Genomic DNA, 18,346 nt, shown 5'->3' with positions numbered 1-18,346 from the left:
TTGCTGATCGATAAATCGAAAAGAGCCACTTATGTTGTGGCTCTTTTTTTATATATTAATTTAATACTGACTTGTTGTAGATAACATGGCGAAATGAGGTTTATCCTGCTCTTTGGGTGCAGTTTGAATTTCAAAGTCTTCCTGAGTAAAATCTATTCGATTCAACAACTCCCCTAATAAAGCTATCTTATCATTGATATTAAAATAGCTTCTGAAATGCATTGATAAAGACATTAAACCGTGACTCGCCAAAGCTTGTTCAGCTAATAAACTCACATCAATGTGTTGATCTGTTCCATCAATTCTAAGTTGTAGATGACGATAAGAGTGAGCCTGTAAACCATAAATTCCACGGATATAAAGAGATGTATTATTTATTGAATCTGTAATAACCAAGTCATCTCCTTGGCGATTAATAAAAATCTCCTTCAATTGGTTTTTTATGGGTAGGATAAGCAAATCAACAATTCGGTCTACCGAATAATTATCAATAATAATCGTTTGATAACGCTGCCAATCTACTTTTTTAAACTGATAAGTATCGGAGCCCTCACCACCATTAAGAATTAAAACAGAAACATCGCCTAATGCTGCAGGAATAACGACATCATCCTCCGGTGTTCCTTTAATAATTAATGATAAGCCTAATTGTTCATGAGATGATGTTGGATGATAAATAATTGCATTTTCTTCTGTTAACAGCATTAAGCCACCCGCTATTTTTTGCACTGACTTAAAAGTAAGCTCAGGGTATAAATCAACATGCTTAGGTAATTTATTGGGAAATCGAAGAACACCCTGACTATCGAAAATATTGTTAAACTTCATCTCTCCAATCGCGTTTATTCGATATAGCTTCTTTGATTTTGAATCAAAAATAACGCCATATTGTTTATCGTGATCAAAATCGATAATTTGTAACTCACTTTCTAACGAAAATGAAGGCGCAACAACAACCATCTCGTTAAAATACCATGCTGGTAATATGCGTTCCCCATTAGTATCTTTTAATCCAAACAATGCAATGGGGTCCTTTTCATTGGAAAATTGAGCAAAACGCTCCCACTTCAAAGGCTCTCTCGCAAACCAGTCTTTATTGAGGGCAACTAATTGTGTACTACCATTCGCACCCAGCTGCCTAACAAAGCCTTCTTTTTGGATAACAAGGAGCTCCCCTTGCCAGTGCGTGACATTTTCTATTCCACTCAAATTTAAACGAAAGGCGGCACTTGGCTTATTTGGATTAATATTATCTTGCCCTAACCCTTTCTGATAAAAAATGGAGTCTTCTTTTCGGCTATAAAAGAAAAAGACTTCCTTTCCATTTTCATTTAATAAACTTCCTAATAATTCCAAGTCCTTAGGAGGAAACCAATACCATAAATCATACCTCGGATTATAACGTCCCAGGCTTGTTGCAAATATTTTTGCAAGTGTAGGTTTAATTCTATAACGCTTTAATTGAGATATCGCCTCTTTACCATCGCTAATAGATAGAGCAAACCTCTCTCGCCAAACTTTTTCTAATGGCGTATTTTTTGCGAGCTCACAATCAATATATTTTAAATCTTCTTCACTTATCGAAATAAACTCATTCAAGAATAGCCGTTCATTCACATTTTTTCTTTCTAAATTGGCTTTAACCAATGTTCCACTCTCATTGCGTAGCCAGTAATGATGCCAAAAACCATTTTCATCAGTGCCCGATATCATCACCGTGTTCGCAATGCTGGGTTTGATGGTAATTGTCTTTTGATATTCAGGACTCATATATCGACAGGCTAAGTAGTCATGGCTACTAAATTGCTTACGTTGTTCAAATGATAATAATGTTTGTGTGTCATGTAAGTTATCGAGTAATAACCTGTTATTCACAACGCTCACGAGCTCTAATTTATCACTCTGTATTAGCCTATAGGTATTTTCAACCGTACTGCCAGTACTTCTTTCTGTTAGTGTTATATACAGTTGGTCATCAACCAATGTGACTTTAATAATTTCTGCATCTAGACCTAAAACCATATTCGCTTTAAGTTGAGTCAGTAAAGAACCTGTATTTATATCAACCTGCCAAATTACTGATTCCACTGATGAATAAAAATAGGCTGTATCCCTATTAATTTTTATTAGTTGTGCCGAATGATTTTCTTTATTTTTTGAGTGAGTAAAAATGACCCGATCATGTTGAACATCATAAAATGCACGTCCCACGTTTAAACCGTTATATTGATAATTATCGATGGCAACATACTGGCCGTTAAGCTTATTTTTAATTGATAAATCATGAAGATGCTGTTTAATTGTCTGGCTTTTGTTTATCCATTGACTACCATCTACATTAATAATCTTTGCAGTCTTATTAATAAAATCTATTTCACATACTTCATGTTGAGCATTGACAAGTAAAATCGAATTACCCGCCACCGATGTATCAACATTGATAGTAATGCCGCTAATTTTAATGTGATCATCCATGATTTGAATAACATGCTCTTTTCCATCACTTTCTATTAAACTCGTATCAATTATCCAGCTAGATTGTTTTCCATACATAGCCCCCTCAATTAACGTAAGAGATGCGCCATAATTAACTGTAATTTGATATTCCCCGCCATTACCAGTGACTGCGTGCGTAATATGCCCTTGCCATGGAATAGGCATTTTAGGAACGGCTAATTGTCTATTTTGGCTATCTAGATTGACATGAATGGTAGTATTTTCATATTCATGCTCTAAAGTGGTGATAACATACTCTAGGCCACAATAAAAAAAATCAAAATAGAATTGATAGCGTTCTTCCATTCCTCTCAAAATAGAAAAACCATTATCCCCTCGAGAAGTTCCACCAAAAAGAGAGCTATATCTGTAACGAATAAACGATTTAGGTACAACTGGTAATATCACCACCCCAGTTTGGCTCCCATTAAAGTTTACTCTTGGCTCAGTAACACCAACAGCTTCTCTAATATTAATTGCATATGATTTATCAATCTCTGCACTCGGGCCCGACTGAAAATCATTCAACCAGCAATGCTCTATATACCACTTTTTTTTCACACCTCGATATATATATTGGCTACCAAGGTCAAAATAGCCATTTTTGAAATCTAATTTCTCGATGACAATATTGGGTGTTGGTACCAAAAAGTCTTTTTTTGCATCATAACTTATCGCTGCATTTTGATAGTCTCGTTGATAAATCGCGAATTCTTCCCCTACAGCAACAGCTTTTTGTGCGTGTCTTTCATTAATATTAACCAGTTCGGTGATACCAATACCTATTCCCATAAGTGGTACAGCTAATGGCCCTGCAACACCTGCCACCGTTTCCGCACCAAGTAGAGATGCTCCCGTGCTTACAATACCTAACCCTAATGATGATGAATCAAAAGCTAGTTGAGTACCAAATACAGCTCGCTGAGTTTCATTTTGTGCATTCGCTAACTCATAAATATCGAAACCAACCATAGCTCCTTGGAAAATAACCCCTAACCCTTCATTCGCTGTACGTACTAGAGACGAAGAAAAGCGATTCATTACTGATTTTGCCACTCCATTCCCTTCACACCATAATGAATATGCAATTTTTCCAGTTTTCACGGCATCATTGATAGCACCATGGGCTATCATAGAATAGCTAATATAACTATGAATACGCAGTGCTGTTGCTAAATTAGATGTTGGCCTAGAAGAAACCACTGACTGTCGATTTCTATTCTCCGACCATTGAATGATTGCTTGTATTCCCATCGCTATATTGAGGCCATCCACATGTTCTGTACCCTCAATATCTCTTTCACATTGCAACTCCCCATCACTAAAAGAATAATGACTCTTTAACATAGCCATTTGCTTGTGAAAATATTCTTTAAACTCAATAAATGTTGTGTCTTTCGTTTCAGCCCAATATATCTTTTCCTCTATCCCTTGATGTATAAATTGAATACGATATCGGCCATCTTCCAAATTCTCAACATTTTCAAAAACAGGTAACCATTTTTCATCTAGTTGATGACTTTTGCACACTTCATTAATTGAGTATTCAAGACGTTCCCCCCATTTCTCTGACTCCAAAATAATTAAGGATGTCTGTATTTTCTTATCTTTTGCTATTAAAGACTGATGTTCTAGAATACTCTCCATTTTCTTATGTAGAGAAATAGATTCCATTAAATTATCTGAATAAACCAAATCGGAAACAGTTAAACCACTACCAATTTGTACTTCAGACATTTTTCCCGTATTAATAGAGACCAATTCAAAACTACTATTTAAAACCGCATACTGCTCTGCCATCTTGTTTTTAAATAAAAATTTATTTAAAGTTAAAAATAACTTATCAGAATCATTAAAAGCATAAATACCAAAGTTTGGATCATAAAAATAATAATTAATTTCATTACCACTTTTGACTTTACCTAATAACATTGAGTGTGTTGTGCTATTTAGCGCATAAATATTTCCTTGTTCAGCATTAATCAGAATTTCTTTTATTTCATTTAACTCGAATTGGCCAATTATAGTTGATGCGTGTGCCGCTTCTATATTTACATGAAGTTCTTTTAACGCAGCTTGTAACAAAGTTGAATTCGGCTCCGTTGGTGATGCCCCAGCTAAAAACATCTTATTAAGCAATTTATTTGCACCCTCACCGCCCTCTAAGGCTAATGCAACAGCCATTGCCCTAACTAAAGAGTAACAACGTCCCCCTGAATTATCATCCATTAAATATAAATAAAAATCTTGTGGTGCGAGACGTTTCTCAATATAACCGCTATCTCTAAAGATTGAATTAAATTTATAAGTAAAATCTAAAACATCATAAATAAAACCTGAATTTTCTCTCGAGGTTATATACTGAGCTAATACTCCGCACTCAATGGCAGTAAACTCATTCTCAAAGTTAAATATTTCCGCTTTTACTGATAATATATCATTATTAAATTTATCAATAATATACATACATGGGAGTAACAGTGGCTCCGTAACAAATCGCTGAATATCTTGGCTTATTCTATGATTTTTAAGCAGCATACTGTCAAAAAGACTATTTTTTAAATGACCATCACGCTGTATTTGCGCAACTAAACTAGGATTATTTGTATCGTAGCCTACTTTTTGTAATACTTTCGGTAAGATTTGTTTTACTGGCCGGTCTGTTAATAAAGCTTCTGTGATAGCGTCAGCAATGACCTGTGACCTCGCTTGCCCATGGCTTGTTGACTGACCTTTTGGTGTTTCCGAATAAGAAATGCCAGTATCCATTTTTTGCATACCAACTGGTGTATGTTCAATAAATGCATCCGAAGGAATCAATGTATTAAGTCGCTGGGTAATTTCCTTTGCATGCTCAAGCCCCGATTCAGATAAGTAAATAACAGCTTGATCCGTTTGTATACCAAATTTTCTAGGCCCCATAATTTTGGCTTGTTCTATACACTGAAGTGACGGCTCATGAAATAACTTCACCAAAGATTTTGCCAGCCGATTAATATATTTTTTATGTATATTTATAGTTAACCTAGCATTTATACTAGAACGAAGTTTTATCCTTTGTTTTAAATTTTTAGGGAGAATACGCAGTGCTTGTGAACTTAATAAATCGGAATCAACAAGGTTAGATAATTCAATATCCTCTTTACCTTGAACTCTTATATCGACATCATTATTTCCTGTTGATAAATGCCTTATATTATCAATAAATTTCAGCTCTTCTTGACTACTGAGTTTTTCAATACCGATAGGAACATCATTGTTATATACAAAATAAGATTTCTGTTCTATTTCTTTCTTTAATTTATCATGTTTTTTCAATAAATCTGGAGACCACTTTCCTTCATGACGATATTCATATTTAATCGCCTCAACCAGCATCATAATATTTTTATCAAACTTTACTTTATCCATTACATAAATGGTATGATTCAATAGAGAGCTATAGCTATCACTAGACATATTATTAAATCCCTTTATTTTTAACTTAAAAACATAACAAGTAGTAATTTATTAGCAAGGAAAATGAAATTCACAAACGGCCAAAAACATAATATAACAATTACTTACATTATATTTTTTCATTTTTCCGATTTTTCCTGAGTGCTAACCGTATCATATTTTATTAAGCCAAACTAATTTTTGATTATTATAAAAAACGACTAAATACATTATACTTTTAATCATAAAAGGATTTTTACAGCAAGGAGCTAATACCAATGAAGAAAACCATATTATTCACTCTACTAAGTTGTACTTTATTTCATACCACATCATTAGCCGAGGCCCCTGATATCACAAAAGCAAAAGTTATTAATATAGAAGCCCCTCTCAAAAATAACATCTCGTTTAATACCTTCGAAAGTCTCTCATCTAATGACGATGGCTTAATTTTTAATAATGATATTAACAGTAATACTAAGCTTAATAATAAGGCAGCAAAGCTTATTTTTGCAGAAGTAACAGGGACTGAAACAAGCAACTTACAAGGGATATTAGGAATAAAAGGGCAACGTGCTAACCTTGTTATCGCAAATCCTAATGGTATTTCATGGAAAGACGGCGCCGTTGATAATATTAATAGCCTCTCCTTAATTGCCGGTAAATTCGAAAAAAAATATATTAAAAACAAAGAGAAAGATAACCAGCTTGAACTCCAAAAATTGGAGGACTATAACCAACTGAAGTTTTCAACTCAACCTGCTAGCCAAATCAGTATTAGTCAGCAACAAGGAACTCCAATTCAACTATCAAAATTAAATATCGTTGCAGACCAAATAAAGCTGCAAAATACACTTAATATCCACTCTGCCATACAAAATTATATCAGCGCATCGGGTAATAGCACCCTTTCTCCTAGTGAAGGCGTTGTCAAGTACAGCACAAAGTTCAAAACTGACATTCCTTATATTCAAGGAAATCATTTAGAGATGGATGAGCAAACTAAATTAACAGGTCGTAACATTGTGCTTGAGAGTCACCAATATCACTGTAAAGATAATTTCCTTTGCCCACAAAATAAAATAGATATTCAAGGGCTTATTAACACGATGAGTTTCTCTGTGCGCGGAGACGCAGACATTACTTTTTCTGATACGGGCGTGATAAAAATAGGGAAAAACCAACAGGCTCTTATTGCTAAAACAACGCAATAATCTCAATTTAGCGTACAACAACAAATAACGGCCTCAATAAGAGGCCGTTAAGTTAAAGTGAATTGATCCTAAGTTACATCCAGATAAACCAAGCAAACAATGAAATCACAAGGATACAAGCCACGTTTAATACCGCACCAACACGTACCATTTCAATTTGCCTAATATAACCGGAACCGAATACAATCGCATTTGGCGGTGTAGCAACCGGCAACATAAACGCACAAGATGCACCAATCCCAATAATCATGGTTAATACAATGACTGGCATACCTAATGCTTCAGCAACTGTTGCAAAGATTGGTACTAATAAAGCTGCGCTCGCCGTATTACTGGTAAACTCAGTCAAAATGATAATAAAGGTAGTAACAGCTAGAATAATAACAAACCAGTGACTTTCACCGAATGTCATTTGCATCCAGTCTGCCATGATCTTACTTGCCCCAGAAGAACTTAAAATTGCGCTGAGTGTTAAACCACCACCAAACAGCATCAATACGCCCCACTCGGTATTTTTTTGAATTTGAGACCAGCTAGCAACACCTGTTACACCAATTAAAATCGCAGCACTCATCGCAATGATTGTATCTAAATCTTTTACACCACCTAATGCATCACTAATAAACGTACTCGTGATCCAACAAACTACGGCTAAAAGGAAAATCGTCATTGCTGTAATACGCTTGCCATTCCACTCAACGTGTTCTAACTCAATTTGAAAACGATGTTTCAGGTTTGGACGTAACATCATGTACATCAATACAAACATCATTGGTAGTAACACCACCATGATTGGAATACCATATTTCATCCATGATAAGAAATCTAAACCTAAAGCTGCTGCCGCAATCGCATTTGGAGGGCTACCTATAATCGTGCCTAAACCACCGATACTTGCACTATAAGCAACACCTAATAGTACAAACACGAAAGTATTACGTTCATGACGTACATCGAGATTAGACAGTATACCTAATACTAGTGGTAGCATCATTGCAGCTGTTGCTGTGTTACTAATCCACATAGAAAGTAACGCTGTTACACCAAACAGCAATAATACCGCGACTGATAAGCGCCCTCGAGCTGCCATTAGTAAGCGATTTGCAATTAGCCTATCAAGGCCTTGGATATGTAAAGCCGTCGCTAATGCAAAGCCACCGAAGAATAAGAAAATAATCGGATTTGCAAATGATTTCAATGCATCCCCTGTATTCATCAGCCCTAAGCCTACCGCCAAGATCGGAATACACAGTGCAGTAATGGTGACATGGATAGCTTCAGTTAACCAAAGCACACCGATGAAAACCATCATTGCAAGACCTGCATTTGCTTTATCATCAAATGGTAAATATTTTAGTAATAAAATTAAGAGTACGATATCAACAGCTAAGATTATCCATCCCCGTTTATTCGAGGGGGTTGGGCTCACTGATGGTGTTAAAGATTCTGAAGCGTCCATGTTTACTCCATAGCTTTGGAAGCAAGTTTATTTTTAGCGCATATTGTTAATAATTATTTATAAGCTGTGAAATATAGAGTTAATTTATTGAGATGAAAATGTGGATAAGCTAAAAGTGCGATCTACCCCGCGCAATTTTTTGTGTTTTTAATATCTCTACCGGAAAATGTTCTATTTTGTAGGCAAATAACCGCATAAATTAACAGTTTCAATCGACAGAACAATTGCGCTAATACGCCAACACATCAGTCAGCAGTTAATTCCACCCAAAGCTAAATAAATGATATTAATAGATGAAAAACAAACTTAAACTAAAATATCAACCAATGAAACTAGACAACTAATTAAGCTAGCCAGTTAAAGTCCAGCTAGCTTAACTAATTCATACCTGCTCTATCCCACTAAAACAGGCGCAGTAACCAACGAAGGCTGTATTATATCCTGATGTATAATCATGCTTTCACGATGATTTAATGATGATGTCATTGCTGAAAGCTGTGCTAGCTGATTGTCATGAGCCAACAGTATTTCTTCATCAGACTCATTTGGTGTATTAGTAACCATAAGCCCATCAGTCAATAAATAATTATCTACAATAGTTTTCACCCCAATATCTTCGTTAGAATTTAAAAATCGCAATTGAAGGTGTTCATATCCTTGAGCATTAGCAGCAAATATCCGCCTAATAATAAGTATGCTATTTGTATTTATATCCGTCAGAATAAGGTCATCCCCTAGGCGATTCACTGCTAGAGAGTTCATATCGTCAACAGGTAAAACAAGTGTATCTGTCAAACGATCGCTCGCATTATTATCAATGATAATTGCTTGATAATGTAGCCACGCCGTTCTAGAAATAACATAGCTATCTTCTTTGTCTCCCGCACTTAATATAATATTTTTTACATTATTGATAACCGGTGGGTTGATTATATCCCTTGAATTTCCACCGTTAATTAATAAAGATGATGAGAATTCCTCTTTATTACTATCTGAATTATTCTCTCCCTTACTGTAATATAAAATCTCATCATTAGTTGTATACATTAACAATCCATTTTTTAATTTTTTAACTGTATCAAATTTAATATTTGGGTATATCTCATACATTGAAGGTAGTGATAAAGTATTTTTTAAATTATTTTTATCAAAAGCTTTAACTAAAGCAGCTTCATTTACAATTGGTTGCCAATAAAGTTTTTTATTTTCCATATCAAAAATAATTGCTGCTGAACGGTACTCGTCTATTCCTAAATATTGCAATGTATTCTTTGATGATAATTGATATGCAATAACAATACTTTTATTTTCATACCAAGCAGGAATAATAGCTTGATTATCACTCATTTTTAATCCAAGTAAAGCATATACTCCTTGATTTGACTCTAATTGACCAAAATCTTCCCACCATCTTGTTGAATGTGAATCAAACCACTTTTGATTTAGTGCCACAGGTTGAATATTACCTTGAGCGTTAATTTGACTCACAATGCCATTATTACTAATAATTAAAATTTTACTTTGACTGAATATAACACTCTCAATATTTTCGGCTTCTATCCTTTTGATTTCTTGCTTTTCTATTTGAAAGAAATTTGGGTTCTCTCCAACTTGTCGATATATTAATTTTTCCTTATGACTATAAAAAAAGAATACTTCTTTCCCATCATTGTTTAATAAAAACCCAACAAACATTAAATCTTTAGGCTCAAATAATTCTTTGTTATCGAGAGCAAGATTATATGAAGCAACATTTGGCTTTATAATAACACCGTCTCTTTCTCTTAACCAATAATGATATATATTATTATTTTTATCAATTCCTGATATTTGGATGATATCAGCCAACTTCACACTTTTACTATATATTGTTTTTTTATCTTTTACTTTATCAACTAACAACAGATACTTACCAAAAATCACATCTGAAATATCCTTAGGTAGGACCGATTTTTCTTCAAATAACTGATAATGAGTCAGTTCATCAATAGAAACACTAACTAATATAATTTCATCTCCATTTATCATATAATTTGCGACTTCATGGGCTCCTTCACTAGGATAACGACATGAGAAATAAATATTTTCATTACTAACCCATAACTTAGTTAATTCAAAACCCCGCTGAGAATTATTATTAATAATATATTTCCACTGAAGTTTATTATCCTTATCAACTAACCACAATAGATTATTATCTTTTGAATAAAAACACGCACCCGCCCCTAACAAAGAAAATAGATCAGCATTTTTAGTATATTGTTCCAATGAATCAGTGAAAATATATCTCCCTGTAGAAACCTGATAAAATGCCCTGCCTACATTAACTTTTCCATACTCATAATTTTCAATTAATACGTACTGCCCCATAATTTTATGTTGTTCATTTAATTTATTTAAATGATTAGATAACTCTTCATTATGGCCGACCCACTTATTTCCATCTTCGCCAATTAAATTTAAATCTAAGTTTAAAAAATCCACTTTATAAACTTCATTATTATTATTAATATATAAAAAATCTTTTTTTGATACTGATTGGTCTATTTTTATTTTTACTCCACCAATATTTATACAGTCAGAACTAACAATAATATCATCTTTATCTAATAATCCACCACTAATTATCCAATGAGAAGGCGATACCTTATTTGAATCATCAATCAATTCTATCTCTGCGCCTATTTGTGGGCTAAGTTTATATACCCCACCATCCCCCCTTATCGAATGCTTAATTTTCCCATGCCACTCACTGGGTATTTTTGGAATAACCAAATGTCTATATTGATTATTTAACTTTATTTCGATTTCTGTATCTACATATTCATGGAATATCTGAGTTATAGTATTTTCACTTGGGAATATATAAAAGTCATAATCAAATTTATCTGTATTTTCTAAACGTCGAATAACATCAAACCCACTATCATGACGTGTTGTTGCTCCTGGCCATAAATTGTAATCATATTTAATATACGATTTTGGCGTGATAGGTAAGGCAATTATTTGTGCATCTAAATAGCCATACTGTCGGCTACTCATGTTATATCCGATACCTTTACGAATATTAATTGCCTGTTGACGGTCATGTACCATTGTAGGGAAGTTACCCGCCCAAAAAATATAATTTTTCCGTCCGCCCCCTGCAGAATGTGCGCTAGTCCTATAGATATACTGGCTATCAAATTCAATTTGGTTATTTCTGAGATCTATTGTTTTAAAAACTGCACCAGCGCGCGGAAGAGCAATACTTTTATCAGGTAAGTAATCATATCCGTTATTTTTATATGCTTGGTCTAACTGATAGAAATATCTACCTACCGATTTAGCATCTTCTCCTATCACTGCATAATTACGCGCCAAACCAGTGACACCAATACTTAACCCAGCAAAAATAACCCCAGCTCCCCCCATAAATACTGAAGCTTCCGTTACTCCTAAAGCACCGGTTCCTAAACTGAGTCCTCCTGTGACAAAGCTTGCAGAGTCAAAAGCAAGTTGTGTACTAAATATAATCTTATGAGGTTCATCTTTTGCATAGGTCAATTCATATATATCAAAGCCGACTAAGGTACCATTAAATAAAACAGTAACACCTTCATTTACTGTTTGAGCTAATGAAGTAGAAAACAGACTAATATTTTTAGCTTCATAGCTAATATTTTCATTTAACCCACTACGAATTATACCTACAATTTTAGCTAAATCATTCATAGCTCCATGAAATATCATTCCATAATTAATATAACTATGTATTTTCAATGCTAATGCTACGTTAAAATTATCATTATTCATTCCGTTTCTATTATGGTTTTTATCTGAATACCATAGCATCAAAGACTGAATAGCTATTCCTGCATTTAATCCATCGAACGATGGCTCATTGATATTATATTCACTGTTATTATCTATATATTTTTGGGGCTTTATTTTTTTACCATCGAAAAAATAATTTTCCCTAAATAATGCTACTTGCTTTTCATAGTAATGATTAAATTCTTTAATTGTCGGATCATCCATTTCAATCCAATGACTTTTTTCAGGATCATCATAATCTATAAATTGAAGTTGATATTTACCTTTCTCATCCTCTTTCAGTGTAGAAAATATAGGCACCCATTTTCTATTAAATTGATAGTTCATTGATAAATTGGCAAGAGAAGTTTCTAAACGGTATCCCCATTGTTGGGCTTCTAACATAGCCAATGTTCCTTTCAATTGAATGTCTCTTTGAATAGCAAGTTGTTTATTAACGATACTACTAGTTTTACTTTCACGTTTAGTAATTAAACTCAGTGAAATAGGCTCACTTAAATGAGTTACACTTAACCCACTCCCCACAGGAACACTCGACATATCATCGGTAATAATCGAAATCACTTCGAAAACCGGATCTTTGTTGCTCCCAAAGGCTGAGTAAAAATCAGCCATTTTGTTATCTACCATAAATTTTTTAAATGCTGAAAATAGTTCTTTACTATTATTAAACGAAAACAAACCGAAGTTAGGGTCATAAAAATAGTAGTGTGATTTTTTATCATTTATAGTTTTACCAATAAGCATCGAGTGATTTTGGCTATTAATAGCAAACATCATTGTTTTTTGCTTCGCCTCTAATAAATTCTGTGTCTCTTTGATATTAATTCTACCATGAGAAAATGATGCCTCTATTGCTTCCACATTCGAATGTAATCGCTCCAATGCTGTTTTTATTAATATTGAATCATTATCTTTAGGATTCGCTGATGCTATATAGAGTTTATTAAATAAAGTATCCGCGCCTTTTTGGTCATTTTTTGCTAATGCAACTGACATAGCTCTAACCAAAGGATAACAACGCCCCCGAGAATCATCCCCTATCAGGGTTAAATAAAAATCTTGTGGCATTAATCGATTAATTTGACTGTTTAGTGAATAAAACAATTCACTAACTTTTCCTGTTTCATTCAAAATATATTTTATATATTCGGCATGACCTACATTATTAATTCTTTGATATAAAGCCCCTCGTTCTATAGGACTAAGGTCTTGAGTTAAATATAATTTTTTCAGTTCTATTGACGTCATATTCTTCTTTAATCCTGATATATTGACTTCTAAAAAACCGTTCATGCCCTCACTAAAACTATTTCTAAATGAAGGTTTATTAGAATTTTTATGAACAAAAACTAAATTTTCATATCGCTCATTGATTGTTTGCTTATATTCATTAATACCGCCATATATTGATTGTTCTTTATTTTTAACAACAGCGTTCATGCCTTTACTTTTTTTTATTTCCCACCATAATTTACTTCTTTCTATTTGGTTCCCTTCAAGCAGTATTCTATTATAATGATTATGATAAAGACTAATTTGAATATCACTTTGTGCTAATTTTCGTGTTAAAGATTTTATTTTAACTTTATCATCTATTGTTTTATTTATCTTCCTATTTAGTTCCTGAAGTTGTTTCTGCCATACTTCTTGAAAATTTTTTAACATTTTTACATGATTATTTATTTTTATACTTATAGATGTAATAAACTCATGCCATGCTTTAGCGCTATCTAGTTTTCGTTCCGTTTCAAATATATTATTACCTTTCTCATCCACATATAAGCAATTGAATTTCTTTGCTATAGACAATATTTTGACATGTATATTTTCCCGAGTGTTTTCAAATTTATTTTTATTTATACTATCCATTTTATTATTAGGAATATATTTTAATATTCTATTTCCCCCTTCTATTGCAAATGATTTTCTTTCACCTTTAAAATCTTTAACCTCTTGTTTTTGTACGACTAATTGCCAATCATTATTTACAAACTGCATATATGCTGTCGCATTACCATTTGTACTATTTTTTATTTTATAATCTTGATAATCAGCAGACATAACAACATCATCATATAAAATTGAACTATTCATTCTGCAATCATTATAGACTCGATAATGATCTTTATCATGATTGGTAACTATAATAGAATTTTTATTTAAAGTACCTGTAAATAAGAGAAACGTATCTGATGGTTTTTTAGGAATATCTACATAGGAGGGATATAAATGAGTTGTATCATAATTATTATTATTGAGTAAATAACTTTTAATTACAAACGGATCAGGCTGCTCGCTATCATAATAACTAATATCATATCGTGAGTTATCATATTTAGTTAATGTTATATCTCCTTTTTCTGCCGTTGAGCCAATTTTAATTAACTCGCTTGTATCTAGCGTATATTTATTGATGATTTCATTTATTTTTTCAATTACTTCTGTATATTTTTTTACTGTCATTGCATTCATTCCTTTGAATAAAAATTAATTATTTATCTAAAATGAATAATGACTGTAAATTAATATCTCCTTTAGTACCATAATCAAAAAACAAATTCAGATTGAATTTTATAAAAAAACTCAATTATATTTGTTGCATTAATACAATAAATAACCCAAAAAAAGGGAAGCCTAAGCTTCCCTATTCATTAACTTGCTAAGCAATAAATAATTATGCTTGGCCTTTAACTTCTTTTAAGCCATTGAATGGTGCATTTTTACCTAATGCTTCTTCAATACGAATCAATTGGTTATATTTAGCAACACGGTCAGAACGGCTCATAGAACCTGTTTTGATTTGGCCTGCTGCTGTACCAACTGCTAAATCTGCAATAGTTGCATCTTCAGTTTCACCTGAACGGTGAGAGATAACAGCTGTATAGCCTGCATCTTTCGCCATTTTAATTGCAGCCAAAGTTTCAGTTAAAGAACCAATTTGGTTGAATTTGATCAGGATAGAGTTAGCGATGCCTTTATCGATACCTTCTTTTAGGATCTTAGTATTAGTTACAAACAGGTCATCACCAACCAGTTGGATTTTGTCACCAAGAACTTTAGTTTGGTATGCGAAACCATCCCAGTCAGACTCGTTCAGACCATCTTCGATAGATACGATTGGGTACTGTTTAGTCAGTTCTTCTAAATAATGTGTGAACTCTTGTGAAGTGAAGGTTTTGCCTTCGCCTTTCAGCTCATAATTACCGGTTTCTGCGTTATAGAACTCAGATGCTGCACAGTCCATCGCCAGTGTTACGTCTTTACCTAACACATAACCAGCTTGCTCAACTGCTTCTTTAATTGCTGCTAATGCTGCTGCGTTTGATTCTAAGTTAGGCGCATAACCACCTTCATCACCTACAGCTGTATTCATACCTTTAGATTTCAGTACTTTTGCTAAGTGATGGAAGATCTCAGAGCCCATACGGACAGCTTCTTTCAGCGTTGGTGCGCCAACAGGCTGGATCATGAATTCTTGGATATCAACGTTGTTATCAGCATGCTCACCACCATTGATGATGTTCATCATCGGCAGAGGCATAGAGTATTGACCGTGAGTACCATTCAAGTCAGAAATGTGCTCATACAGAGGCATACCTTTCGCCGCTGCTGCTGCTTTAGCATTTGCTAAAGATACAGCGAGAATTGCGTTTGCACCAAATTTAGATTTGTTCTCAGTGCCATCGAGGTCAATCATGATTTTATCGATGTTAGCTTGGTCTTTAGCATCTTTACCGATCAGCGCTTCTGCGATTGGACCATTAACAGCAGCAACTGCTTTCAGAACACCTTTACCCAGAAAACGTGCTTTATCACCGTCACGCAGTTCCAGAGCTTCACGAGAACCTGTTGACGCACCTGATGGTGCCGCAGCTAAACCAACAAAGCCACCTTCTAAATGAACTTCAGCTTCTACAGTTGGGTTACCACGAGAGTCAATGATTTCACGACCGATCACTTTAACAATTTTGGACATTAGGTTTTCCTCAGTACAAGTTAAATTTTGGGAAGTTGGTGCACCTGCGCCGACTTCCCCATATCTTATTTCAACTCACCTTTCTGGTACTTACCAGCGGCTTTAACAAAACCTGCAAACAACGGATGACCATCTCTTGGTGTAGAGGTGAACTCTGGGTGGAACTGACAAGCCACAAACCATGGATGATTAGGGTTTTCAATAATTTCCACCAGCTTATTATCCACTGAACGGCCTGCAATTTTTAGGCCCGCATCTTCAATACGTTTCAGTAGTAAATTATTCACCTCATAACGGTGACGGTGACGTTCAATGATAGTTTCTGAACCATACATTTCACGTACAAGGCTACCATTCACTAAATGACATGGTTGGCCACCAACACGCATTGTTCCACCAAGATCGCTCTCTTCTGAACGTACTTCAAGGTTACCCTCTTCGTCGCGCCATTCAGTAATCAGCGCAACAACAGGGAATTTACAATCCGCTTTAAATTCTGTTGAGTTTGCATCTGCCATATTGGCAACATTACGTGCAAATTCAATCAATGCGACTTGCATACCCAAACAAATTCCTAAGTAAGGGATCTTGTTTTCACGTGCATATTGAGCGGTCAGAATTTTCCCTTCAACGCCACGCTCACCAAAGCCGCCTGGTACTAAAATAGCATCTAAACCTTTTAGTAACTCAACACCTCGAGTTTCAATATCTTGTGAATCAATTAATTTGATGTTCACAGTTAAACGGTTTTTCAAGCCGCCGTGTTTTAATGCTTCAATTACAGATTTATACGCATCTGGTAACTCGACATATTTACCCACCATTCCAATGGTGACTTCACCTGCAGGATTAGCTTCTTCGTAAATAACTTGTTCCCACTCAGCTAAATTAGCTTCTGGCGCATCAATGCGGAAACGGTTACAGATGTATTCATCCAAGCCTTGTGATTTCAATAAGGCTGGGATTTTATAAATTGAATCAACGTCTTTGAGAGAAATAACCGCTTTCTCTGGCACATTACAGAACAATGCGATTTTTGCACGTTCATTTGCTGGGATCACTCTGTCTGAACGACAAATCAGCACATCTGGTTGAATACCAATTGACAGTAATTCTTTCACAGAATGTTGAGTTGGCTTAGTTTTTACTTCACCAGCCGCTGCAAGGTATGGCACTAATGTTAAGTGCAAATATAATGTGCGTTCACGGCCAACTTCAGCTGCCATTTGACGAATCGCTTCAAGGAATGGCAATGATTCGATATCACCAACTGTACCACCAACTTCAACCAAAACAACGTCATGGCCTTCACCGCCACGGATGATGCGGTCTTTAATTTCATTAGTGATATGAGGGATAACTTGAATTGTAGCGCCTAAATAGTCGCCACGGCGCTCTTTGCGCAGAACTTCAGAGTAAACACGCCCAGTCGTAAAGTTATTACGACGTGTCATTTTAGTACGGATGAAACGCTCATAGTGACCTAAATCTAAGTCAGTTTCAGCGCCGTCTTCTGTAACGAAAACTTCCCCGTGTTGGGTTGGGCTCATAGTGCCTGGATCTACGTTAATATAGGGATCCAGTTTCATAATAGTCACATTGAGTCCACGGGCTTCGAGTATAGCCGCCAAAGAGGCTGCGGCAATGCCTTTACCCAGTGAGGATACGACCCCGCCGGTCACAAAAATATAATTAGTTTTCATGCTGAACCTGAAAGTTTAGGTTTAAAAGATGATGGATATAACAGGACGGGAAAACAGTATACCCGAACCTTAATTTCGCTACAAATGTTCTAAGCATAATAAGGCTAAATTTCATCAATACTCTAATATTATCAGCAAGTTAAAAGCGAAAAATATTTATCGCTTCAAAATTAGTCATCTTTATCTATTTTTATAGATTAACACAGTTCAAACACAAAAGCTAAATCCTTTCAGCTCATTG

The 18,346-nt window shown here is 34.6% G+C and carries 6 protein-coding genes; 1 reads left to right on the top strand and 5 read right to left on the bottom strand.

Going from position 1 to position 18,346, the window contains the following annotated elements:
• Nucleotides 1-60: 60 nt before the first annotated feature.
• Nucleotides 61-5,955 carry a TcdA/TcdB pore-forming domain-containing protein gene (locus tag M1F26_RS04975; RefSeq protein ID WP_140171243.1) on the bottom strand — a complete coding sequence of 1,965 codons (5,895 nt, stop codon included), beginning with the start codon at nucleotides 5,953-5,955 and terminating at the stop codon, nucleotides 61-63.
• 257 nt (nucleotides 5,956-6,212) lie between these two features.
• Here M1F26_RS04975 and M1F26_RS04970 point away from each other — a divergent pair, with 257 nt between their 5' ends.
• Nucleotides 6,213-7,148 carry a filamentous hemagglutinin N-terminal domain-containing protein gene (locus M1F26_RS04970; RefSeq protein WP_112307166.1) on the top strand — a complete coding sequence of 312 codons (936 nt, stop codon included), beginning with the start codon at nucleotides 6,213-6,215 and terminating at the stop codon, nucleotides 7,146-7,148.
• A 73-nt stretch (nucleotides 7,149-7,221) separates the two neighbouring features.
• Here the strand turns inward: M1F26_RS04970 and M1F26_RS04965 are convergent, their stop codons facing one another.
• The 4 genes from M1F26_RS04965 to pyrG all read right to left on the bottom strand — a co-directional run bounded on the left by M1F26_RS04965 (nucleotide 7,222) and on the right by pyrG (nucleotide 18,105).
• Nucleotides 7,222-8,607 (bottom strand): SLC13 family permease, encoded by a 1,386-nt coding sequence (locus M1F26_RS04965; RefSeq protein WP_140171245.1) that lies wholly within the window; start codon nucleotides 8,605-8,607, stop codon nucleotides 7,222-7,224.
• A 393-nt stretch (nucleotides 8,608-9,000) separates the two neighbouring features.
• Nucleotides 9,001-14,889 (bottom strand): TcdA/TcdB pore-forming domain-containing protein, encoded by a 5,889-nt coding sequence (locus M1F26_RS04960; protein WP_180359479.1) that lies wholly within the window; start codon nucleotides 14,887-14,889, stop codon nucleotides 9,001-9,003.
• Nucleotides 14,890-15,100: 211 nt separating this feature from the next.
• A complete protein-coding gene (gene eno, locus M1F26_RS04955) occupies nucleotides 15,101-16,402 on the bottom strand; it encodes a phosphopyruvate hydratase (protein ID WP_004260453.1) in 1,302 nt (433 codons plus the stop codon).
• A gap of 65 nt (nucleotides 16,403-16,467) precedes the next feature.
• A complete protein-coding gene (pyrG, locus tag M1F26_RS04950; RefSeq protein WP_004260455.1) occupies nucleotides 16,468-18,105 on the bottom strand; it encodes a glutamine hydrolyzing CTP synthase in 1,638 nt (545 codons plus the stop codon).
• Nucleotides 18,106-18,346 lie beyond the last annotated feature (241 nt).

The sequence above is a fragment of the Providencia sp. PROV048 genome (assembly GCF_033688165.1).
GTDB classification, from domain to species: Bacteria; Pseudomonadota; Gammaproteobacteria; order Enterobacterales; family Enterobacteriaceae; genus Providencia; species Providencia hangzhouensis.
This window is presented reverse-complemented; position numbering and strand designations above follow the sequence as displayed.